Annotated in this window: 21 protein-coding genes; 16 read left to right on the top strand and 5 right to left on the bottom strand. The window is 46.3% G+C overall.

Annotation, left to right across the window (positions count from 1 at the left end; all coding sequences use genetic code 11):
* The first annotated feature begins 168 nt into the window (after window positions 1-168).
* The 8 genes from EX191_RS06735 (at window position 169) to EX191_RS06770 (ending at window position 8326) form a co-directional block, all read left to right on the top strand.
* On the top strand, window positions 169-1182 hold the full coding sequence (locus EX191_RS06735) for a TRAP transporter substrate-binding protein (protein WP_104972313.1): 1014 nt from the start codon (window positions 169-171) through the stop codon (window positions 1180-1182).
* Window positions 1183-1285: 103 nt separating this feature from the next.
* Entirely contained in the window at window positions 1286-1765 is a 480-nt protein-coding gene (locus EX191_RS06740; protein ID WP_006741393.1) for an Lrp/AsnC family transcriptional regulator, read from the top strand.
* A 155-nt stretch (window positions 1766-1920) separates the two neighbouring features.
* Window positions 1921-3441 (top strand): NAD-dependent succinate-semialdehyde dehydrogenase, encoded by a 1521-nt coding sequence (locus EX191_RS06745; protein ID WP_193447413.1) that lies wholly within the window; start codon window positions 1921-1923, stop codon window positions 3439-3441.
* 41 nt (window positions 3442-3482) lie between these two features.
* Complete coding sequence (locus EX191_RS06750; RefSeq protein ID WP_193447414.1) at window positions 3483-4889, top strand: aspartate aminotransferase family protein; 1407 nt, start codon at window positions 3483-3485, stop codon at window positions 4887-4889.
* A gap of 86 nt (window positions 4890-4975) precedes the next feature.
* On the top strand, window positions 4976-5950 hold the full coding sequence (gene eutB / locus EX191_RS06755) for a hydroxyectoine utilization dehydratase EutB (RefSeq protein ID WP_193447415.1): 975 nt from the start codon (window positions 4976-4978) through the stop codon (window positions 5948-5950).
* Window positions 5951-5964: 14 nt separating this feature from the next.
* Complete coding sequence (locus tag EX191_RS06760; protein WP_193447416.1) at window positions 5965-6924, top strand: cyclodeaminase; 960 nt, start codon at window positions 5965-5967, stop codon at window positions 6922-6924.
* A 56-nt stretch (window positions 6925-6980) separates the two neighbouring features.
* Entirely contained in the window at window positions 6981-7757 is a 777-nt protein-coding gene (locus EX191_RS06765; protein ID WP_134645445.1) for a maleate cis-trans isomerase family protein, read from the top strand.
* Between the two features lie 47 nt (window positions 7758-7804).
* Window positions 7805-8326, top strand: a complete 522-nt coding sequence (locus EX191_RS06770) for a DUF2058 domain-containing protein (protein ID WP_006741387.1) — start codon at window positions 7805-7807, stop codon at window positions 8324-8326.
* Window positions 8327-8423: 97 nt separating this feature from the next.
* Here the strand turns inward: EX191_RS06770 and EX191_RS06775 are convergent, their stop codons facing one another.
* The 3 genes from EX191_RS06775 to EX191_RS06785 all read right to left on the bottom strand — a co-directional run bounded on the left by EX191_RS06775 (window position 8424) and on the right by EX191_RS06785 (window position 10383).
* On the bottom strand, window positions 8424-9038 hold the full coding sequence (locus EX191_RS06775; protein ID WP_006741386.1) for a LysE family translocator: 615 nt from the start codon (window positions 9036-9038) through the stop codon (window positions 8424-8426).
* Between the two features lie 79 nt (window positions 9039-9117).
* Entirely contained in the window at window positions 9118-9510 is a 393-nt protein-coding gene (locus tag EX191_RS06780; RefSeq protein ID WP_047008054.1) for a ribosome recycling factor family protein, read from the bottom strand.
* A 3-nt stretch (window positions 9511-9513) separates the two neighbouring features.
* Entirely contained in the window at window positions 9514-10383 is an 870-nt protein-coding gene (locus EX191_RS06785; RefSeq protein ID WP_193447417.1) for a LysR family transcriptional regulator, read from the bottom strand.
* A gap of 105 nt (window positions 10384-10488) precedes the next feature.
* Here EX191_RS06785 and EX191_RS06790 point away from each other — a divergent pair, with 105 nt between their 5' ends.
* Window positions 10489-11745: an adenylosuccinate synthase gene (locus tag EX191_RS06790; protein WP_005373814.1), complete on the top strand. Its 1257-nt coding sequence runs from the start codon at window positions 10489-10491 to the stop codon at window positions 11743-11745.
* A gap of 370 nt (window positions 11746-12115) precedes the next feature.
* Entirely contained in the window at window positions 12116-13180 is a 1065-nt protein-coding gene (gene ansB / locus EX191_RS06795) for an L-asparaginase 2 (RefSeq protein WP_006741383.1), read from the top strand.
* Between the two features lie 84 nt (window positions 13181-13264).
* On the opposite strand, the gene ppsR is transcribed toward ansB, so the two are convergent.
* Window positions 13265-14101 carry a posphoenolpyruvate synthetase regulatory kinase/phosphorylase PpsR gene (gene ppsR, locus EX191_RS06800; protein WP_005392709.1) on the bottom strand — a complete coding sequence of 279 codons (837 nt, stop codon included), beginning with the start codon at window positions 14099-14101 and terminating at the stop codon, window positions 13265-13267.
* Between the two features lie 251 nt (window positions 14102-14352).
* Between ppsR and ppsA the strand changes: the two genes are divergently transcribed.
* The 4 genes from ppsA (at window position 14353) to tyrS (ending at window position 20016) form a co-directional block, all read left to right on the top strand.
* Entirely contained in the window at window positions 14353-16725 is a 2373-nt protein-coding gene (gene ppsA / locus EX191_RS06805; RefSeq protein ID WP_006741382.1) for a phosphoenolpyruvate synthase, read from the top strand.
* A 169-nt stretch (window positions 16726-16894) separates the two neighbouring features.
* Window positions 16895-17674, top strand: coding sequence for a lipid-binding SYLF domain-containing protein (locus EX191_RS06810; protein WP_193447418.1), 780 nt, complete (start codon window positions 16895-16897; stop codon window positions 17672-17674).
* A 193-nt stretch (window positions 17675-17867) separates the two neighbouring features.
* Complete coding sequence (locus EX191_RS06815; protein ID WP_041853148.1) at window positions 17868-18674, top strand: response regulator transcription factor; 807 nt, start codon at window positions 17868-17870, stop codon at window positions 18672-18674.
* 82 nt (window positions 18675-18756) lie between these two features.
* On the top strand, window positions 18757-20016 hold the full coding sequence (gene tyrS / locus EX191_RS06820) for a tyrosine--tRNA ligase (protein WP_193447419.1): 1260 nt from the start codon (window positions 18757-18759) through the stop codon (window positions 20014-20016).
* 78 nt (window positions 20017-20094) lie between these two features.
* On the opposite strand, the gene EX191_RS06825 is transcribed toward tyrS, so the two are convergent.
* The gene (locus tag EX191_RS06825) at window positions 20095-20454 is read right to left on the bottom strand and encodes a DUF6559 family protein (protein ID WP_193447420.1); all 360 of its coding nucleotides are present in this window, start codon (window positions 20452-20454) and stop codon (window positions 20095-20097) included.
* Between the two features lie 112 nt (window positions 20455-20566).
* Between EX191_RS06825 and EX191_RS06830 the strand changes: the two genes are divergently transcribed.
* Complete coding sequence (locus tag EX191_RS06830) at window positions 20567-21448, top strand: LysR family transcriptional regulator (RefSeq protein ID WP_005392703.1); 882 nt, start codon at window positions 20567-20569, stop codon at window positions 21446-21448.
* A gap of 104 nt (window positions 21449-21552) precedes the next feature.
* The gene (locus tag EX191_RS06835) at window positions 21553-22635 is read left to right on the top strand and encodes an efflux RND transporter periplasmic adaptor subunit (protein ID WP_193447421.1); all 1083 of its coding nucleotides are present in this window, start codon (window positions 21553-21555) and stop codon (window positions 22633-22635) included.
* The last annotated feature ends 4 nt before the right edge of the window (window positions 22636-22639 follow it).

Consider the following 22639-nt stretch of genomic DNA (forward strand, 5'->3'; position numbering starts at 1 on the left):
TTTGTGGTTCATTTCTACTGCGTTATCGGCTTTTTATGCAGGCCACCCACAAATCGCTGCAAAAATCAGCTCGAAAGGTCAACACGCCCTAAACACGACACAACATCGGGTCTGGTGTATCACCTGCCGTTGGTGAATTGACTCACAAACTGATTAAGGAAGAAATGGATGAATCCGATGAAACACAGCTACCTAACGAGTGCCGTACTGATCGCTGCCAGCTTTGCCACCAGCAATGTTTATGCAGAGACGTGGAAATTCGCTCTAGAAGAAGTCAAAGGCTCGGTGCAAGATGCTTATGCGCAAGAGTTTAAAAAGCGCATCGAAAATGCAACCGATGGCGACGTCACAGTGGAAGTCTATCCATACGGTACATTGGGTCAGTCAGAAGATCTTACCGAGCTTACTGCGAACGGTATTATCCAATTTACCAACGCATCGCCAGGTATTTTTGGTTCATTCGTGCCCGAAATGCAGGTTTTCTCCATCCCTTACCTTTTGTCGCAAGACAATGATGTGAATAAAAAAGTGCTAAGTTCAAGCCCTACTATCTATGACACACTCGGCGGAAAGCTAGAACAGAAAAACCTCAAACTTCTCACTATGTATCCAGAAGGTGAAATGGTGTGGACGACCAACCGTGAGATTCGTTCTCCAAAAGATTTTGATAACTTCAAAATACGCGTGATGGCATCGCCAATGCTGGTTGAGGCTTATAAATCGTTTGGAGCCGACCCTACGCCTTTGCCCTACTCAGAAGTCTATGGTGCTCTGCAACTTAAAATGATCGATGGTCAAGTAAACCCCGTTTTTGCTATCGAAGAAATGAAGTTCTACGAAGTGAATGACTACATGATCTGGGCAGGACAACAACAATTTACTACTACTGTCATTACCAACAACAGTTGGTTCGAAACCCTCCCACAAGCCCGCCAAGATCAGGTCAATAAAGTCATCGCTGGTATGACTGACTTTATATTTGAAAAACAGGATGAGTTTAACCAAAAACGTCTTGATCAAATTAAGCAAGCCAAACCAGATATGCAGATGATAAAACTCGACAGTGACGAACGTGCAGCATTTAAACAAGCTTCTATGCCAATGCGGGACAAATACATCGAGCTTACAGGCGACAGCGGTAAAGCAGTGCTGAGCTCACTGGAACAAGAGTTCAATCAATAACAGAATCAATAACAGAAAAAGGAGTGGCCTTCGGGCCACCTTATAGCGGTTGACCAGTCATCAACTATTCTGAACTGATTGGTATTTTACAGGGAGACCAATTATGCGCCTCGATCGCTACGACGTAAAAATTTTACAAATACTTCATGACAATGGCCGTATTACCAAATCTCACCTTGCCGAGGCCATTAACCTATCTGTGAGCCCTTGCTGGGAGCGAGTCAAAAAACTGGAAGAAGCAGGCATCATTGAAGGCTACGGGGCAAAAGTAAATACCGATGTTTTGTTCAAACGAACGTCAGTCATGGTTGAAGTTACGCTCAAAGAGCACAGCGCCCAAGCGTTCAAACGTTTCGAGCAACTGGTTCAACACTCACCAGAAGTCACTGATTGTTATGCCACAGGCGGCGGTGTCGATTACATCCTCAAAATTCAGTCGGAAGATATTGATCAATATCAGCGGCTTATCGACAACTGGTTAGAGTCAGAAGTGGGCATTGAGCGCTACTTTACTTACATCGTGACGAAAACAATCAAACGTGATGCAGGCACATTAGAAGTGAACCAAAACGCCTTGTTCTAAAAGGGAAAACACGCTTAAAAGACGACCAGAAAAATCACCATATCTAACGATGTGGAAAAGAAAGTTTTGATGGTTTAAACCTCGGCATCAGAAATTATTTCGGTCACTTCTCCATTACAGTTTAACTATGGACAACGACGCTGGGAGAAGGACTCATGACAGCACTGCACAGCTTACATGCTGAGGAATTAAAAGCCTCGCACGACATGATGGCGATAATGAAAGACGTACGTTTGGTGAGAGGTTTAGCGTACATAAATGGCAAATGGGTAAGTGGTGACCAATTTCATCCGGTGGATAATCCAGCAGATGGTACGGTCATCGGCTACATCACCAAGCTATCTCAGCAACAACTCTATCAAGCGATTGATGAAGCCGACCAAGCCTTTCGTCAATGGCGAAAAATGCAAGCAGAAGAACGCGCTGAAATTCTCATGCGTTGGCACGATCTGATTTTAGAATCAAAACAAGATCTTGCTCGTTTGATGGTTATGGAGCAAGGCAAAACATTAGGTGATGCTTTGGGTGAAATCGACTACGGCGCATCCTTTGTTCGTTGGTTTGCAGAGGAAGCAAGCCGCAGCTATGGCGAAACCATCCCAAGTCATATTCCGAATGCGCAACTATCGACGGTACGCGAGCCGATTGGTGTCGCAGCTCTGATTACACCATGGAATTTTCCTAATGCAATGGTCACCCGTAAAGCCGCCGCAGCATTAGCGATAGGCTGTCCAGTGCTAATCAAACCTGCCAGCGAAACGCCTTTTTCCGCATTGGCCTTGGCAGAATTAGCAGACCGAGCCGGCTTTCCACCTGGTGTATTTAACGTGATTACTGGCGATGCGGTGATGGTGTCACAAACCTTGTGTCACTCCGATAAAGTCAAAGCGCTCTCGTTCACAGGTTCAACTCGAGTGGGTAAGTTGCTGCTGCGCGACGCGGCACAAACCGTGAAGAAGTGCAGTATGGAGCTCGGCGGTAATGCCCCTTTCATCGTGCTGCCAGATATGGATGTCGAGCAAGCAGCCAAAGCCGCCGTGGATGCCAAGTTTCAAACTGCAGGACAAGACTGCTTGGCCGCAAACCGTATTTTCGTCCCCGAAGATAAGTACGAAGCGTTTTTGGAAGCGTTTGCCAAAGAAATGAACCACATTGTTTTGGGCAATGGTTTAGATGAAAAAACCACCATGGGGCCGCTGATCAATCGCGCTGCGGTGGATAAAGCGCATGATTTGGTGCGTGACGCACTCGACAAAGGCGCGCGATTGGTAGCGGGATACCACCAGCCCGTACCAGGCGAAAACTTCTTCGCGCCGACATTGCTGGCCGATGTCACCCCTGATATGGCGGTGTATCGCGAAGAGAATTTTTGTCCTGTGGCAGGCGTGTTGCCTTACCAAGACTTAGATACCGTGATTGAAATGAGCAACGACACTGAGTACGGCTTAGCTGCCTATGTTTATGGCCACGATATTCACCAAATTTGGCGCTGCATGCGTGGTTTGGAATTTGGCATGGTGAGCGTGAACTCCGTCAAGATGACTGGCCACCCTATCCCATTCGGCGGCGTGAAACAGTCAGGGCTTGGACGAGAAGGCAGTCGCCACGGCTTTGAAGAATACAGTGAAATCAAATACTGCTGCTTAGGCGCTTTACCAACCGTCAGTGGCAGTTAAGGCACGAAATATGGATATCCAATTATTCGAGGAGAAGGATCATGAGCAACAAAACCCAACAACTTTTAGAGATCGACCGTCAGAGAGTATTTCATGCCTCAACCCACCTGAAGCAGTATGCGGCTGGGGAGCTTTCGGGAAGAATTATCTCGAGCGGAAGCGGAATACGCATCACCGATTCAGAAGGCATCGAGCTGATAGACGGCTTTGCCGGGTTGTATTGTGTGAACATTGGCTATGGCAGGACTGAAATGGCCGATGCTATTTATGAACAAGCCAAAGAGCTGGCGTACTACCACACTTACGTCGGTCATACCAACGAAGCACTAGTGACACTGTCAGATCGCATCATCAAAATGGCCCCTGAAGGCATGAGTAAAGTCTACTACGGCATGTCGGGCAGCGATGCGAACGAAACTCAACTTAAGTTGGTGTGGTATTACAACAATGCCCGTGGTCTACCAGAGAAGAAAAAAATTATCTCCCGTGACCGCGGCTACCATGGCTCAAGTATCGCTTCGGGTTCAATGACAGGGCTGCCTCTGTTCCACGCTCATTTTGATTTACCGCTTGAGCGCATCAAGCACACCATGGCGCCGTATTACTATCGCCGTGAAGACGATATCATGTCTGAGCTTGAATTCTCTCAATATTGTGCGGATCAACTCGAAGCAATGATCTTGGAAGAAGGCCCAGAAACGGTAGCAGCGATGATTGCGGAACCAGTGCTCGGTACTGGCGGTATTGTGCCACCACCAGAAGGATACTGGCAGGCGATTCGCAAAGTACTCGACAAATACGATGTACTCTTGATTGCGGATGAAGTGGTCTGTGGCTTTGGTCGCCTCGGCTCCGATTTTGGCTCACTGCACTACGACATGAAACCGGATCTCATCACGGTAGCGAAAGGGTTAACCTCTGCGTATCAACCGCTGTCTGGCGTGATCGTCGGTGAACGAGTTTGGAGTGTGCTAGAAAACGGCACCGACCAATGGGGCGCTATCGGACACGGTTATACCTACTCCGGTCACCCAATGGGAGCGGCAGCCGCGAACTGCAACCTCGATATCATTGAACGTGAAGGCTTGGTGCAAAACGCAGCCGAAGTCGGCGCTTACTTGCAGCAACGTATGGCGGAGACGTTTAACGATCATCCATTGATCGGTGATACTCGTGGCGTTGGCTTGTTGCATGCGTTGGAGTTTTCTTCAGACAAACTCCGCCGAGCACACTTTGATCCAAACTTGAAAGTGGGTCCGCAAATCGCGGCAGCCTGTTTAGAGCAAGGCTTAATCGCTCGCGCCATGCCACATGGTGACATCCTCGGCTTTGCTCCACCGCTTATCGCGAATCGTAATGACATCGACACTATTGTCGACAAAGCGCACCAAGCGGTCAATAAAGTGATGGATAACCTCGTCACGTCTAAACAGTGGCAGCCAAAATAGCCGCGAATTAACCAACTCACAAACCTACCAATGATTACCGCCCCCTCTGACCAAATTAGAGGGGGCGGTCCTAAGAGACGTACTACATGGAAACACAAGCAATCTTTGCCGCAAAGAAAGCGATTAACGGATTAGTCAGTCGCACACCATTACTTCACTCACCACTGTTATCGCAACAATATCAATGTGAAATTTGGTTAAAACTGGAAACACTACAACCTATTGGTGCTTTTAAATTGCGTGGAGCGACTCATGCCATGAACAAACTGAGTGAGGAACAAAAACAACATGGCGTCGTCACTTGCTCTACTGGTAACCATGGCCGTGCCGTGGCTTATGCTGGGCAACGACTAGGAGTCCGCACCGTGATTTGTATGTCCAATTTAGTGCCACAAAACAAAGTCGACGCAATTAAAGCATTAGGCGCAGAAGTTCGAATAGTTGGTCAAGCTCAAGACGACGCGGAGCGAGAAGCATTGAGGCTAACAGAAGAAGAGTCGATGACCTATCTCTCACCATTCGAACACCCAGACATCATCGCCGGACAAGGGACCATTGGGCTAGAAATCATTGAAGATCTTCCTGATGTCGACGTCATTTTCGCCGGGCTATCTGGCGGCGGATTGATTGGTGGTATTGGCTTAGCCGCAAAATCAAACAGCAGCAAAGTGAACGTGTATGGCGTTTCCATGGACAAAGGCGCAGCGATGGTAGAAAGCATTAAAGCAGGAAAACCAGTACAAGTTGAAGAGCACGAATCGTTTGCTGACAGCTTAGGTGGCGGCATAGGTTTAGACAATCGCTATACCTTCAAACTCGTGCAAGAAGTCATGGATAAAGCGTTTTTAGTCAGTGAACACAACATCGCCAAAGGCATGGCAGATATTTTCGATGCAGAAAAATTTGCCGTAGAAGGCGCGGCCGCAGTGGGGCTTGCCGCCATTCACCAGCATCAACTGGACTTATGCGGTAAGAAAGTCGTTTTGGTGCTCAGTGGAAAAAACGTCTCTTCAGACACTTTTGAGACGGCATTAAAAATTGGCCGCCAAGTCAAAGAATAACCGAGGTCGTGCGAATGAAAATCTATAATAAATCTCAGATAGAGCAAGTGACTCAGTTAGATCTTAATACGTTAGCGGCCGTGGAAAATGGCTTCAAAGCGCTTGGGCAAGGCAACGTCACCATGCCTCCGATTCTTAGCATGGCAATTGAAGAGCATAACGGCGAAGTGGATGTAAAAACGGCGCATATCAAAGGTAATGAGCGCTTCGCGATAAAAATCAGCCCAGGATTTTTTGATAACCCAAAACTAGGACTACCCAGCCTAAATGGTTTGATGGTCCTCTTTAGCGCGAAAACAGGGCTGGTTGATAGCGTATTGTTTGACGAAGGGTATCTAACCGACATTCGTACTGCTCTCGCCGGCGCTATCTCCGCGAAATACTTGTCGAACTCAGAAGCATCCAAAATTACGGTTATTGGCAGCGGGCTTCAAGCAGAACTCCAAGTCGCTGCGATAAAATTAGTTAGGCCAATCTCCCAAGTGAACATCTGGGCAAGAGACAACACAAAATCGCAGGCTTACAAACAACGCATGGAGCAACGATACGATCTATCCGTATCCGTACACTCCTCTATCCAGCAAGCATGCCAAGAAGCCGACATTATTGTCACGACAACACCATCAAAAGAACCTTTGCTGAATTGGGAAGATATCCCATCAGGAGCACACGTGATCGCTATGGGTTCAGACAGCCCTCATAAACGTGAGCTTGCCACCTCAGTGATCCTAAACGCTGAGCATCTGGTGGTCGATCGAATCAGTCAGTCAGAATCACTTGGCGAATTACGTGGTGTAGACAAACCGCTCACCCGTAGCCTAGTCGAACTTGGCGACATCATTTGCGGCAAGCACCCCTACTCAAGGCGTGTTGACGATGTTTCGGTATGTGATTTAACAGGGACTGGCGTTCAAGACACCGCAATCGCTGACTATACCGCTCAACAACTCACCAGCATTCAATCCACGATGTAACTTATTCCCTGTGACTTTGGCGGTGGGCAACCACCGCACTTTTTGAGGGCCGTAACATGCCAGAGCTCTGTACGTTTCAATCTTTAACCACTCAGTTTGATTTTTCGGCGGATGTATCCGCTTATCAACGTTCAATCGGACTCATTCAACTCGCGACCGACTATGTGCTAGAAAACGAATGGCGCGAGCATTTACCCGCAGATGTTCGCTTATACACTTCACGCTTTCTCACTACAGGTACTGTCGATCCTCTGCACTTAACAGACATGCAAAACAGTATCCGCGAGTGTGTACGCACCATCGTGCCAATGTGGCCAATCAACGTCATGGCGTTTGGCTGTACGTCAGCTAGTGTGCTCATTGGCTCCGATCAAATCACTGATTTAATTCGTCAAGAGAGACCCGAAGCCATAACAACTAACCCTTGGCAAGCCGCACTGAGAGCGCTTGAACACCATCAAGCTCAAAGAATCGTTATGCTGACGCCGTATACTAATGACGTCAATCACCCACTTTATGAGTCCATGACCGAACATGGCATTGACGTTCTGGCCTTTGGGTATTTCAATCTCGACTACGATCCCCATATCCCAACCATTGGAGGACAAGACGTAGAAAATGCCTTAGCGCAGCTGCTTGAGTCGATTGATTGCACTGTGGACGCGGTATTTATTTCATGCACGAACATGCGAGTCATGCATCTACTGCCTTATTTCTCAAGCCGCTTCGGTATTCCTGTACTAAGCTCCAACCAAGTGATGCTTTGGGACGCATTGCGTTTGCTTGAGTCCGATAATTTCTCCGACGTGTCATCATCGCCCTTTCCTTGCTGATAAGGACTCGCTAAAATGCACAAAATTGCGCACTAACTGGATGAAACATGGCAAAACTTACCCTTCAAGAACAAATGCTGAAAGCTGGCTTAGTTAATGAAAAGAAACTAAAGAAAGCGAAGAAAGGCTCTAAAAAATCACGCGTTCAAGCACGCGAAGTAAAAGCGGCGGTTGAAGAGAATAAACGCCAACAGTTAGAGCGTGATAAACAATTGAGCGAACAGCAAAATGCCGAGCGTTTGAATAAAGAGATCAAAGCGCAAATCAATCAATTGATTGAGATGAACAAGATCGACTTAAAAGATGGCGATATTAAGTACAACTTCACCCATGGCACCTTGGTTAAGTCACTGTATGTTGATGCTCTCATCCGCGAACAGTTGATTAAAGGCATTCTAGCCATTGCGATTGTCGGTGAAAGCTACGTTGTCATTCCACGCGGAGTAGCGAATAAAATTGCTCAACGTGATGAGTCCGTCATCATCGAACAGAAAGAACCAGAATCGGACATTCCAGCAGAAGACGATCCATACGCAGATTTCGTCGTGCCAGATGACTTGATGTGGTAACAACAAACAATAGATGCATCAACGAAAAGAGCCGCTGATATAACATCAGCGGCTCTTTTTTTTTAATAGAAAAAATACGCTACAGAAATGATGTGCGTTATTGCTTACTTAGTAGCAAATTCACACCAGATGCGGCTAAAAACAGCGAACATCCGCGATTAAAACGTTTCGCCATCTTTGGATTTGAAAACCAATGTCTAAGGTACAAACCAAAAATCGCGTAAATTGAAATGGCGACCATTTCTAAAATCAAAAACGTGGAGCCAAGGGCAAAAAACTGCTCTTGAACGTTGGCGTTCACATCAACAAACTGCGGCAAAAACGCAGTAAAAATAAGAATCGCCTTCGGGTTACCAGCGGCAAGCGTAAACTCTTGTTTCGCAAGCCCTGCATAGTTGCGAGAGTTAGTTAACTCAGAGATCGGGCTCGATTCCGAACGCCAAAGGTTGAATGCAATCCACAATAGATACAACGCCCCCACCAGCTTTAACGCTAAAAACAGCATTTCTGATGTGTACAAAATCACTGCGAGCCCAGAGGCAGACAACGCGATCATGCCAGAAAATGCCGTAATACGCCCTAAACTAGCGACAAACGCGGCACGAAAACCGTAACAACGCGCATTATTCATTGCCAATAAGTTGTTTGGGCCTGGAGTCATATTCAGAGCAAAGCAAGCGGGAATAAAAAGGAGGAGCTTCCAAATATCCATGATAAAAAATGGCCTTAATTTTTAGTAATAGCCCGCACCGTAACATTGGCTGCTAGAATGAGTAAATAAAAATTCTACGCTAGAGCATTTCCGCTTCAAACCGAGCTGCTCTGGCTTGCGCAATCGTACAGTGCGTTTCTGTCATCAACTCTGCCAAGGTGATATTTGGGTTTTGCACCACCAACCGAATCAGTTTTTCTTCTAACGGTTCCAGTTTGTCCTGATGAACGGATAACCCTTTCTCCAACTTATTCATCACAAACCTTAGCTCTTCACACTGCCCTGCTTTTAGCTGATCAAGTAACGCTTTTAAGTTCAAAGCTTCTCCAGAAACTTGCCAATGACGAGAACGCCTAACTCGCTTAACGTCACACCCGCAATCCGCCGCAATGACTTTAATGCGTTTAGCATTCTCACCGCCAATGCGATGAATCAGAGAGGGAAGCGAAACAATAATGTTGTCATCGTTCATCCGTTACTCTCCCACTACTGACACATTCTCTCCAACCCAAGTGAGTAGCTGTTTGGCGGCTTTGGAGAGTACCTGATTTTGGCGCACAATGTAGCCGAAATCGGTGTTTGGAAAACTAGGCAAAGGCGTAACTTCTCGGGAAAGCTTTAATCTCGGATCGAGCGAGAAATCCGGCACAATAGCAGTCCCAAACCCCGCTTCAGCCCAGTCGATTTGTGCTTCCACACTGCCCACTTCCATCACGCGATGCTTAGGCAGATTTAACTCAGGTAAAGACGCATCAATCAGCTCTCGGGTTCGAGTATCGTGCCCTAGCAGAATCAGCGTCTGGCTCTCTTTTCGATTGTCCTGCCACTCAAAAATGTTATCGCCAAACGCACACCAGTGAATCTGCGTGAGAGGTGTAAAATGCAGCGGTTGACTCTCTTTTTGTGCGATAACAAAGCCGATATCGGCACGCGCACTTTTCACCAAATCCACCGCTTGAGAAGATGTGGTATTGAACAATGCCAAGTCGATACCCGGATATTCACTTTTGAATTGCTGGAACGGTTTGATAAGTAGTAAACGTGAAACGATATCGCTCGCCGCAATAGAAAGCGTCCCCTGCGTAAGATCGTTGATGGCATTGAGATCCGACTGGCAAATTTGCAGCTCATTAAGCATCCGCTGCGCCGTATCTAACAAACGCTTCCCCGCCTGCGTCAGCTGTACAGGATTTCGCTCAATCAATTTCGTGCGCGTGGCCTGCTCCAACTGCTTGATATGCAAGCTGACGTTCGGCTGTGTCATGTGCAGTTCCGTCGCTGTTTTGCCGAAATGCTTTACCTCTGCAAGAGTTACGAAGGTTCGCAGCCAGTTCAAATCTAACATTGCCAATTCCGATATGAGATTCTTATCAAGTTAATGAGTATAATTAATTTCTCTTATTATGGCGAACATCTTAAGATTTTTGCATCTGTTTTTGGAGATTAAATTATGTCGTCTATCGTTGTTGTGGGTGCAAACTGGGGTGATGAAGGCAAAGGCCGCATCGTTGACTTTTTGGCAGAGCAAGCTTCTGCAAGCATTCGTTTCCAAGGTGGTAACAACGCGGGTCACACCGTGGTTAACGACCTAGGTACGTTCAAGCTGCACCAGCTACCAAGTGGCGTTTTCAACCCAGACTGTTTGGCAGTATTAGGTCCGGGTATGGTTATCAGCCCTGCGTTGCTGTCTCAGGAGATTGCGGAAGTTGAAGAAGCGGGTGTAAAAGTGAATATGTGCATCTCTGATCGCGCAACACTGTGTCTACCTCTACACGCACTAGAAGATACGCTAGAAGAACAACGTTTAGGCGACAAAGCATACGGCTCAACTCGTCAAGGTATTGCACCTGCGTACGGTGACCGCGTAATGAAGAAAGGCATCCTAGTTGGTTGGTTGAAGCAACCAGAAGTATTGGTTGAACGCCTTCAATTCATGATGGATTGGAAACTGCCACAACTGCGTGCGCTTTACCCGACGTTCGAGTTTGAACAAACCGCTGAAGAACTGGCGAACTGGCTGCTAGAAGTCTCTGCACCTTGGCGCGATTCAATTTGCAACGTAACGCTTCCTCTAAAAGAACTACAAGCGAAAGACAAAACTCTATTGTTCGAAGCGCAGCTTGGCGCGGGTCGTGACCTTGTTTACGGTGAGTACCCTTGGACAACATCTTCTAACGTTGTATCAATGTACGCGGGTATCGGCAGTGGTCTTCCAGCACTTCGTCCTGAACGCGTTATTGCGGTTGCAAAAGCATTCAGCTCATCAGTAGGTACTGGTACGTTGATCACTGCAATGGAAGAGCAAGATGCTTTCCGAGAACTTGCAGGCGAGTTCGGTGCAACTACAGGTCGTCCGCGCGATATGGGTTACTTCGACGCAGTCGCTACGAAGAATGGCGTTGAACTGCAAGCCGCAACTGAAATTGCACTAACGAAAGTAGACTGTTTGACTGGCCTTAACGATCTGAAAATCTGTGTTGGCTACGAAGGCGACCACAGCGAAAACCCAATCTGGCCTCAAACTGCATCTCTTGCGCCAATCTACGAGAAGATGGAAAGCTGGAGCGAGGACATCACAGGTTGTCGTAAGTTTGAAGAGCTTCCAGTAGCAGCACAAAAATACGTTCTACGCATTGAAGAACTGATGGGCGTACCAGTAAAAATGGTCTCTGTTGGTCCTGGTCGTGAACAAATGATTATGCGATAAGATGTGAATTAACACATCATTGGCAAGCGGCTTTTATCTGTTCCGGGGTAAAGCCGCTTTTTTTTACACTGTAAACTTTGAAGAAATTGCACTTCTCAATTCGTGTTTAGTAACCTAATCGCGCCTCCCTTCCCTCTTTATTTCCCAATCAATAGATTAGAGCATATAACGCATTGTGCACGTTATTAGTACATCTCACTTGTTAAAGAAGCACGTTATTTAAGTTAATTGTTTGAATTAATGTTCTTTAACTGATTGCTTGATCACGATCTTCATCTGCAATTTGTTGAACTAGTGCTCAAAAAATCTAACCCGCTGTTTTTAGGATAGATGAGTTCCCCAACATCCAACCTAACAGCAGGTGATTCCCATGACGAAAAATCTTTTCCGCCTCAGTACAATAACTCTCGGTTTATGCATCAGTTCGTTCTCTTTCGCGCAATCCGATCTTCCGAACATTAAAATCCTTGCCACTGGTGGCACCATAGCTGGAGCAGGTCAATCTGCGACAGAGTCAAACTACACCGCAGGTAAAGTCGGTGTCGAATCATTGATTTCTGCCGTTCCGAGCATGACCAACATTGCCGATATTTCCGGAGAGCAAGTGGTCAGTATCGGTTCACAAGATATGAATGATGAGGTATGGCTTAAATTAGCCAAACGCGTCAACGAACTGCTCGCTCAAGATGATGTTGACGGTATCGTCATTACTCATGGTACCGATACATTAGAAGAAACCGCTTACTTCCTTGATCTGACCGTCAAGAGCAAAAAGCCAGTCGTGATTGTCGGTGCAATGCGTCCTTCCACCGCAATGAGTGCTGATGGCCCAGTTAATTTATACAACGCCGTCGTGACAGCCACCGATGAAGATTCTGAAGGGCGCGGCGTGTTAGTCGCGATGAATGACACTATTTTCGATGCGCGAGACGTAACTAAAACAAACACCACTTCCGTCAGTACTTTCCAGTCACCTAACTTTGGTCCTATCGGTTACATTCATAATAGCGATGCCAAATATCAACGAAGCCCAGAGCGTAAACATACGACAGAAACCCCATTCGATGTATCAAAACTCAACACACTACCTAAAGTAGGCATTGTTTATAACTATGCAAATGCGTCGAGCTTACCAGTCAAAGCCTTTGTGGATGCGAAGTTTGACGGCATCGTAAGTGCTGGTGTCGGTAATGGTAACTTATACCACACGGTCTTTGATGAGTTAGAAAAAGCGAGCAAAGATGGCGTTGTTGTTGTAAGGAGCTCTCGCACACCAACCGGCTCAACCACTTTGGATGCTGAAATTGATGACGACAAATATGGCTTTGTTGCCTCAGGCACACTAAACCCACAAAAAGCACGTATCTTACTGATGCTGTCACTGACTCAGACCAAAAACTATCAAGACATCCAAAAGATGTTCCAATACTATTAAATCATTCTGTGTAAGGCATCTTTAGATGCACAAGAGGAGGAGTTACTCGCCTCCTCTTGCACACGACGATGTTGGTGCCCCCTGTTAACCAAACAAACGGCGCTTCATCCCTGCTTTTTCAAGAATACGCGTGGTGATCTCTTCCACAGAGAGAGAGGACGTATTGATGTATGGGATCGCCTCTCTTCTAAACAACGCCTCTACGGTGTCTAGCTCCAACTTACACTGCTCAGTACTGGCGTAATCACTTCCAGACAAACGATTCTCACGGATTTCAGTCAAACGTTCAGGGTCGATAGTAAGCCCGAATAATTTATGACGATGGATCTCAAACTCAGGCAACAAACGCATCATCTTCACATCTTCCGCAATGAACGGATAGTTCACGACACGTAAACCAAACTGCATCGCCATATATAGGCTGGTGGGGGTTTTCCCGCTGCGCGATACTCCAAGTAAGATGATATCGGCTTGTTCCAGCCCTTTTAGCGTGATGCCATCATCATGCGCCAATGTATATTCAATGGCCGCGATACGATCGAAATAGGTATCGGAATCTTTCCCCACACTGCGAGAACGTTGCAACTTGGGTTTTGGCGCCATCTGAATGTCGTCTTGCACTTTCTGTACAATGCTTTCCAACACATCGTAGCTGTATGCAGGTGCTTCCAGCAGCATTTCACGTACGTCTGGCACCACGATAGAGAAAAACACCAGAGGTTTGACGCCATTGCGTTGGTAGGAAGTTTCAATTTCTTTTACAACGTCAGCAACTTTGTCCTGGCTTTCTACGAACGGAAAGGTTTTTTCGTTAGGAATGAACGGAAATTGACCGAGAACAACATGTCCTAATGTCTCACATGTTATCGCCGTACCGTCAGAAACATAGAACACATCACGACTTTGGTTATTTATTTGCATTTCTGTTTAATTTTTCAAAATCTTTTGAGTAGGATGGTAAACATAATATTAATAAATCAGTTTGGCTTTCAGTTAGGTTCACCACAGCTTTAAAAATTCTTTTGAATTTTTTTCAGCCAGAACGTAATCGTTTGCCTTTGATGTCAATCTAAATGAAGCAATGTATGGTCAACGTGTAATAACAGCCAACATGCGATTGTTTAGAGCGATTTAAGTCCCCCTACTAAGCTGCAATGTTTCTGGAGAAAGACATGCAAAAGAACACCCTCTGGTTCAATGGCCTATCCATGGATGATGTCGACAAAGTCGGCGGTAAGAATGCTTCACTTGGCGAAATGGTTTCTAACCTAGCGAACGCAGGCGTTTCTGTACCAAATGGTTTTGCGACAACCTCATACGCGTTTAACCAATTCCTTGACCACGAAGGTTTGGATGAGCGTATTCACCAATTACTTGATGAACTAGACGTTGAGGATGTGGAAGCTCTGCGTAAGACAGGTGCAACCATCCGTCAATGGGTATTAGAGGCCCCTTTCCCTGCGGACCTTGAACAAGAAATCCGTGAAAACTACCAAGAACTGATTGAAGGCAACCCTGAGCTTTCAGTCGCAGTTCGTTCATCTGCTACGGCAGAAGACCTGCCTGATGCCTCTTTTGCTGGTCAGCAAGAAACGTTTTTGAACGTGAAAGGCATCGACGCAGTACTAGAAGCAACTAAGCACGTTTACGCTTCTCTATTTAACGACCGTGCGATCTCTTACCGTGTACACCAAGGTTTCGACCACCGTGGTATCTCGCTATCTGCGGGTATCCAACGTATGGTGCGTTCAGACAAAGCTTCTTCGGGTGTAATGTTTACGCTTGATACTGAGTCTGGTTTCGACCAAGTTGTCTTCATCACCTCTTCATGGGGCCTAGGTGAAATGGTCGTTCAAGGCGCAGTAAACCCTGATGAATTCTACGTTCATAAGCCAATGCTTGAAGCAGGTGAGCACCCGATCGTTAAGAAAACATTTGGTTCTAAGTTGATCAAAATGATCTATTCAGACAACCAAGAGATCGGCAAACAAGTTGATATCGTTGATACTTCTGATGAAGAGCGCAACACGTTCTCACTGAACGACGAAGAGATCAAAGAGCTCGCCAAACAAGCGATGATCATCGAGAAGCACTACCAGCGTCCAATGGACATTGAGTGGGCAAAAGATGGCATCGACGGCAAGCTGTACATTGTTCAAGCGCGTCCTGAAACCGTATGTTCACAAACGGAACAAAACGTGATTGAGCGCTACGAACTACAGAACAAAGCAGATGTTTTGATTGAAGGTCGTGCAATCGGTCAACGTATCGGTAAAGGTGCAGTACGTTTGGTTGATTCTCTGGACCAAATGTCATTGGTTCAGGAAGGTGATGTGTTGGTTACAGACATGACTGATCCAGACTGGGAACCAGTGATGAAGAAAGCTTCTGCTATTGTTACCAACCGTGGCGGACGTACTTGTCACGCAGCAATCATTGCTCGTGAACTTGGTATTCCTGCAATCGTTGGCTGTGGCGATGCGACAAGCAAACTGACTGATGGCGCAACAGTGACCGTATCTTGTGCAGAAGGCGAAACGGGTTACGTTTACCAAGGTGAACTTGAGTTTGATGTAAAACGCTCTTCTGTTGATGAACTGCCACTACTGCCGACCAAAGTGATGATGAATGTGGGCAACCCAGATCGCGCATTCGACTTTGCTCAGATTCCAAACGAAGGTGTTGGTCTTGCTCGTCTAGAGTTCATCATCAACAAGATGATCGGTATTCACCCGAAAGCATTACTTAACTTTGATGCGCAAAGCGATGAGCTAAAAGCAGAAATTAAACAGCGCATTCGTGGTTACAAAGATCCTATCGATTTCTACGTGAGCAAGCTGACTGAAGGCATCGCGACTATCGCTTCTGCTTTCTGGCCAAAACGCGTCATCGTTCGTATGTCTGACTTTAAGTCTAACGAATACAGCAACTTGGTTGGTGGTAAAGCCTACGAACCGCATGAAGAAAACCCAATGCTCGGCTTCCGTGGTGCGTCTCGTTACATTTCTCCAGTGTTTGAAGATTGCTTCGAGTTAGAAACTCAAGCTATCAAGCGCGTTCGTAACGAAATGGGTCTGAAGAACGTTGAAATCATGATCCCATTCGTGCGTACACCAAGCGAAGCTGCATCAGTGATAGATTTGCTAGCGAAGTTTGATCTGCGCCGTGGCGACCAAGGTCTGAAAGTCATCATGATGTGTGAGCTGCCATCCAACGCCGTGCTTGCTGACGAGTTCTTGAAGTACTTCGATGGTTTCTCTATCGGTTCAAACGACATGACTCAGCTAACGCTTGGTCTGGACCGTGATTCTGGCGACGTGGCACATCTGTTTGATGAGCGTAACGCAGCAGTGAAAATCATGCTGAAAATGGCAATAGACGCAGCAACCAAAGCTGGTAAGTACGTGGGTATTTGTGGTCAGGGCCCATCAGATCATGAAGATTTGGCGGAATGGTTGATGGAGCAAGGCATCAGCTCTGTTTCACTAAACCCAGACACCGTTATCGATACTTGGTTACAGCTCGGTAAAGTTAGCAGCAAGTAACGCGCTAAAAACTCAAGCCCTCACACTCCCCTTGTGAGGGCTTTGTTATTCATACGTCATTTCGCAATCAGTTCGTGATTCCTCTCTCAAGATCGCCATTTAGTCAATTTCATTATCAAAGTCTGATGACCTAGAATGAAGATGTATCGACAACTCCAGAGAGAATTTGATGAAAAAGTCTATCGCACTCATTACCACATTGATGCTCCTAGCATCTCCCGCTTACGCAGATTGGGATGATATTTCCAACAAAATGTCTGAGCTAGGCGAAGCGGTTTCTGATACTGCGCAAGATGCTTGGGACGATACCAAAGCCTTTTCAAAGCAAGCGTGGCAAGATTTCACTAATTGGTCCGAGGAAGCAATCAATACCGCAGGCGAGTGGACAGAAGCTAGTATCGAGAAAAGCAAAGAATGGATAGATGCAGCCGACAAGAAAATTGATGAACTGATGGAAGGCGACACGCCAGAAGAAGCTCGCCAAGCCGTAGACTTAATGGCGGATAGTGCTTTGCTCAAGTTGTTTAATGAAAAGCCGGAGGCCAAAGCCATTTACGACAACGCTTACGGCTACGCGGTCTTTGATTCTCGTAAATTGTCTTTGTTGTTTCACACCAACTCAGGGTCAGGTGTCGCAGTCAATAAGGAAACAGAAAAACGCACTCATATGAATATGTTTGGTTTGGGCGTCGCACTTGGGGCTGGCGGCAAGTTTTACCAACAAGTGATTCTGTTTGAGAGCAAAGAAGACTTTGATACGTTCGTCAACGAAGGATGGGAAGCGACCAGTGAAGCCTCTGCTGTAGCTGGCGAAGACTCAGAGCAACTTTCAAAGCAATTTAACAGTGGCGTCGCCGTTTATCAGTTGAATGCAAAAGGCTTGCTCATCGATGCCAACGTGTCTGGTTCTAAATATTGGGTTAACGAAGAGCTCACCAACTCGCAGTAACGCATAGCAACTAATTGCTTAAACAGAACGGTTGTTATGCACCCTTATCAATAAGTTAACGCAGCTATGACTCCTCAAAACTGAGTACTTGTGCAACTTTCTCATGGGAAGTCACCAGAAGATGGTGACTTCCCTTTCTCGTTGGATGGCTTTTCGTTATGCTTGCCCAAAACCATCTGCGATTCGGTATCCCATGCCTGACAATAACTTTAATAATCTGCTGGCAGAAGCAATTTCTGCTCTTAATACGCCTAACTTTACTCCTAAGCTTATGCGTGTCATTCGCACTCTTTTTCATTTTGATTGCGCGGTTATTTTAGGTTATCGAGAAGGTAAACATCCTATTTATCTCTACGACTCTATTGAGAACGAGCGAGAATTACTTTTTCAACGCTACCTTACTGACTCATTTCAAAATGACCCTTTTTTTCTCAAACTAAACGAGACAAAACAACAAGGCATATTTACGCTCAAAGACGTGGCGCGTAAAGGCGTTGACTTCACCTCATACTGCGAGCAGTTCTACCATCAGACAGGGTGGAAAGACGAACTGAGCATGCTAGTCGAAGTCGAACCTGGCCGTTGGGTCATGCTGTACTTCGGGTATATGAATGATGGAAAATACTTTTCTCAACAGCAAATCAATAAATTAAAGCCCTACTTCCCGATAATTCAATCGCTTTGTCAGCAGCACTGGAAACAAACGGAGTTTACCTTTTCTGAGCCTGTTTTTGCCCAGAGTGCTTATTCTGGCAGTATGCGATTAGCCATTGAGCAAGCTTTAGCAACATTTGGCGTAGAATCACTCACTCGTCGCGAGCAAGAGGTGGCTTCACTTCTCGCTCAAGGGTTTGACACCAAAGAAATTGCCGCGCGGTTACACTTAGTTCAAGGCACAGTCAAAAATCATCGAAAACGCATTTACTCGCAGTTAAATGTGTCTTCATTGAGTGAGTTATTCCAGCTTTTCCTCAATCACCTCATTCTCCATTCAAGATAAAAAACTGTCCCTTAAGGGATATATGGAGAAAAGGTGTCGCGTTTTAGTCTGAATACAACAACCACTAAGACAGACAAAAAGAATGACGACACCATTACTGCAAGATTTACAAGATCGTGGCTTGATTGCACAAGCCAGCGATTTGGAAGAAATTCAGACACTTCTCTCACAGCCACAAACCGTTTACTGCGGCTTCGATCCTACAGCAGGCAGCTTGCACATCGGCCACCTCGTGCCTTTGATTATGCTTAAGCGCTTTCAAGATGCCGGACACCAGGCTATAGCCTTGATTGGCGGTGCAACGGGCATGATTGGCGACCCAAGCTTTAAAGCGACCGAGCGCAGTCTGAATTCTTCAAAAATCGTCTCAGGTTGGGTTAACGATCTTTCTAATCAAATTCAGCAGTTGATGAATCACCAACTGGCCAAGCCAATGATCATGGTGAACAATGCTGACTGGATGAAAGCGATCAACGTCATCGACTTCTTCCGTGATGTGGGTAAGCACTTCTCAATCAATACCATGATCAACCGAGAGTCGGTAAAGCAACGCTTGCAACGCCCTGATCAAGGCATCTCTTTTACCGAATTTAGCTACGCCCTGCTGCAATCGTACGATTTTGCCGAGCTAAACCGTCAATACGATTGTCGTTTGCAAATCGGTGGCAATGACCAATGGGGAAACATCGTCAGTGGGATCGATTTAACTCGTCGCCAAAATGGTGAGCAAGTATTTGGCTTAACTCTGCCGCTGATCACCAAATCCGATGGCACCAAATTTGGCAAAACCGAAGGCGGCGCAGTGTGGCTAGACCCTAGCAAAACCTCACCTTACGCCTTCTACCAGTTCTGGCTTGGCGCAGAAGACGCCGACGTTTACCACTTCTTGCGTTACTACACGTTCTTAAGCTGCGAAGAAATTGCCAGCATTGAAGCGCAAGACCAAGCAAGCCAAGGCAAGCCACAAGCACAACGTATTCTCGCTGAAGAAATGACGCGATTTGTTCATGGCGAAGACGGCCTATCTAGTGCCGAGCGCATCACTCAAGCACTGTTCAGCGGTAATGTGCAACAACTGAGTTTGGGTGAATTAAAACAGTTGGAGTTAGATGGTTTACCAAGCATTGAGAGCACACAACAAGATTTGGTTGAGCTATTGATTGAGTCGGGCTTAGCAAGCTCGAAACGTGTTGCACGCGAACACATCAGCAACAACGCCATCAGTGTAAACGGTGAAAAAGTGTCGGCTGATAACCCGAGTTTAAGCTTCCCACTGTTTGACCAATACTGGTTACTGCAACGCGGTAAAAAGCACTTCTGCCTCGTAAAGCGTACCGCTTAACAAAGCATCGTAGTGACACCTCACAAGGCAAAGTGATATAGCGAGTTAACTGACAAGACTTTATAAGGTTAGCTCGCTCTAGTATCGGCTGTGCATACCAAAATGATGAGACATTCCATCTTCCATTCGGCCGCCTTTCCAGCCACCAGCACCGAATAAATTAAGCACATCTTGAGCGGTATAATCGGCACCAGCAAAGAAGTCATTCGCCACATCAGAGCGGATGGCTTGCAACTCTGGTTGGTTTTCCAAATCAAGCTCTTGCGGATTCGCGTACAACGCCAACGCAATTTTTTGTTGGCACGTGCTTAACTCACTGGTGCTCGTCTTTACCTGACCGACGGAAAAGTACTCACGACTGCCGTATCCCACCATCAATCTGGTACTCATTAGCTTAATCACTTTCTTAATGCGGCGACGTTGTATAAATCTCAACATGTTGAAGTCCTTATTTATATTTCGATAATTAATAATAAGTTTTGTATACCACACATCAATACTCTAGAGTGTCAGGGTTTAGCACGGCGCTCAAAGAGTATGGAGTTCAAGAGTGAAAATTGACGATCTAAAACTGTTCACCAAAGTCGTCCAACTTGGCAGCTTTACAGCGGCAGCCAATGCTTTGGACTTGCCACGAGCAAATGTTAGCCGACGCATTGGAGAACTGGAACGTTACCTCGGAACGCAACTTTTTCACCGCACCACTCGCAGCCTTTCGCTGACAAACAAAGGCGATGCCTACTACCAAGATCTGCAAAAAGTGCTCACCTTACTTGATTCGGCAAACCAGCAAGCCAGTAACGAAAGCATCGAGGTCAGAGGCAAAATCAAACTTGGCCTTCTGCCAGAAACCTATGAACCTCTTCAACCCATTTTGTTTGAATTTCAGGATCAATATCCGCAGGTTGAGCTCGACATTCGCAATATCAACAATGGCTTTATTGATATGTTTCAGCAGGGGTTGGACATCGCGCTGCACGGCGGCATGCTGTTTGATTCAGACATTGTCGCCAGAAAGATCTTAACGCTAGACCGATGTGTCGTTGCCTCACCGAACTATCTTCAAACTCACGGCACACCAGCCACATTAGAAGAGTTGAGCGATCATCAGTGCATTTGTTTTCGTTGGCCAAATGGCAATGTCGACAACCTTTGGCACTTTCAGGAACAAAACGTAGCGCTCAAACCGAAACTCATTTCCAACAACATCGGCTTTATCAAAAGCTCCACAGTGCTAGACCGCGGCATCAGTTATATCCCAAAACTGTTGGTAAAAAATGAGCTCGAATCCGGTGCATTGGTGCAAGTATTGTCTCAATATGCCGTCACAGAAGAAACGGGGTGGTTACTCTACCCTAAGCCGAAAACGCTGAATCAAGCTAGCCGGTTACTTATTGAACATTTGTGCAATAAAATTCCAAAACTTTTGTAATTTACATTTATTGTCATAAAATTCGTGACATTGAATCATGCACACGCATGATTATCTGAACATCTGTGAATTATAAGATGGCGCCGAAATTATGGAGCCATCTTATGAATCATCAAATCAAAACCGCCGCGCTGAGCACTATCGCGCTCTCTCTACTCGGCTGTAATCAAGCTCAACCTCAGATTGAGGAGCCAAGCGCATCCAGACCCGTTCAAGTAATTGAAGTCAACGAAAGGAATGAAGAACTCAACAAATCATTCAGCGGGATCGTAAAAGCAAAAGAAACCGCCTCACTCTCTTTTCGTGTACCTGGCACCGTGGAAAGCGTGTTCGTAAATAAAGGCAGCTTGGTAGAAAAAGGCCAAGTCATTGCCACGCTGGACAAGCACGATTACCAAGTCTCACTAGAAGAATTACAAGCACGTATGTTAGAAGCACAATCAGCACACAAACTCGCGAAAGCCGAGTTAAAGCGCGTAAAACAAGCAACTTCTGATGATGCCATTGCCAGCGTAAACTTAGACCGAGCCATCAGCAGCTACGAACGTAGCCTCTCAGCCGTCAAAGTGGTTGAGAAAAACATCCAACGTGCAAAAGATGCCCTACGTTACACCACTCTACGTGCGCCATTCACTGGCATTGTTGCCGACGTTTCTATTGATCCACATGAGCAAACCTTGCCGGGCGGCAGTGTTGTGTCAATTCAGCAAGAAGGCAACTGGGAAGTCGACATCGACGTGCCGGAAAATATGATTGCGCAATTCGCACTAGGTCAGCCAGCATCGTTGACTTGGTATGATTCGGAGCAATCCTACCGAGCAACCGTGGCAGAAATCGCGCCGAAAAAGCACCTGCTCAAACAAACCTATACCATCACGCTAGACATCGATTCGATTTCCAGTGCGCTATTCAACGGTAAAGCAGTCACGGTAAATACCGCTCTCAACACCAGCCACTCAAGCCATTGCTTTCCTTACTCTGCTATTTTGGGTGAGAAACAAACTCTGCACGTGAATGTGGTTCGTGATGCGGTTATTCATTCAGAGCCGGTCAATCTTGACTCTATCGACGCATACCAAGCGTGTGTGACCGGAAGTTTTGAGCAAGGCGATTATGTGGTGATCAGCGGTAGCCATTATCTGAGCGAGGGCGATGCCGCCCCAAACCTGACCATCAAGACGTTGTAGGTGC

Source organism: Vibrio chemaguriensis (assembly GCF_012275705.1).
GTDB lineage: Bacteria > Pseudomonadota > Gammaproteobacteria > Enterobacterales > Vibrionaceae > Vibrio > Vibrio diabolicus.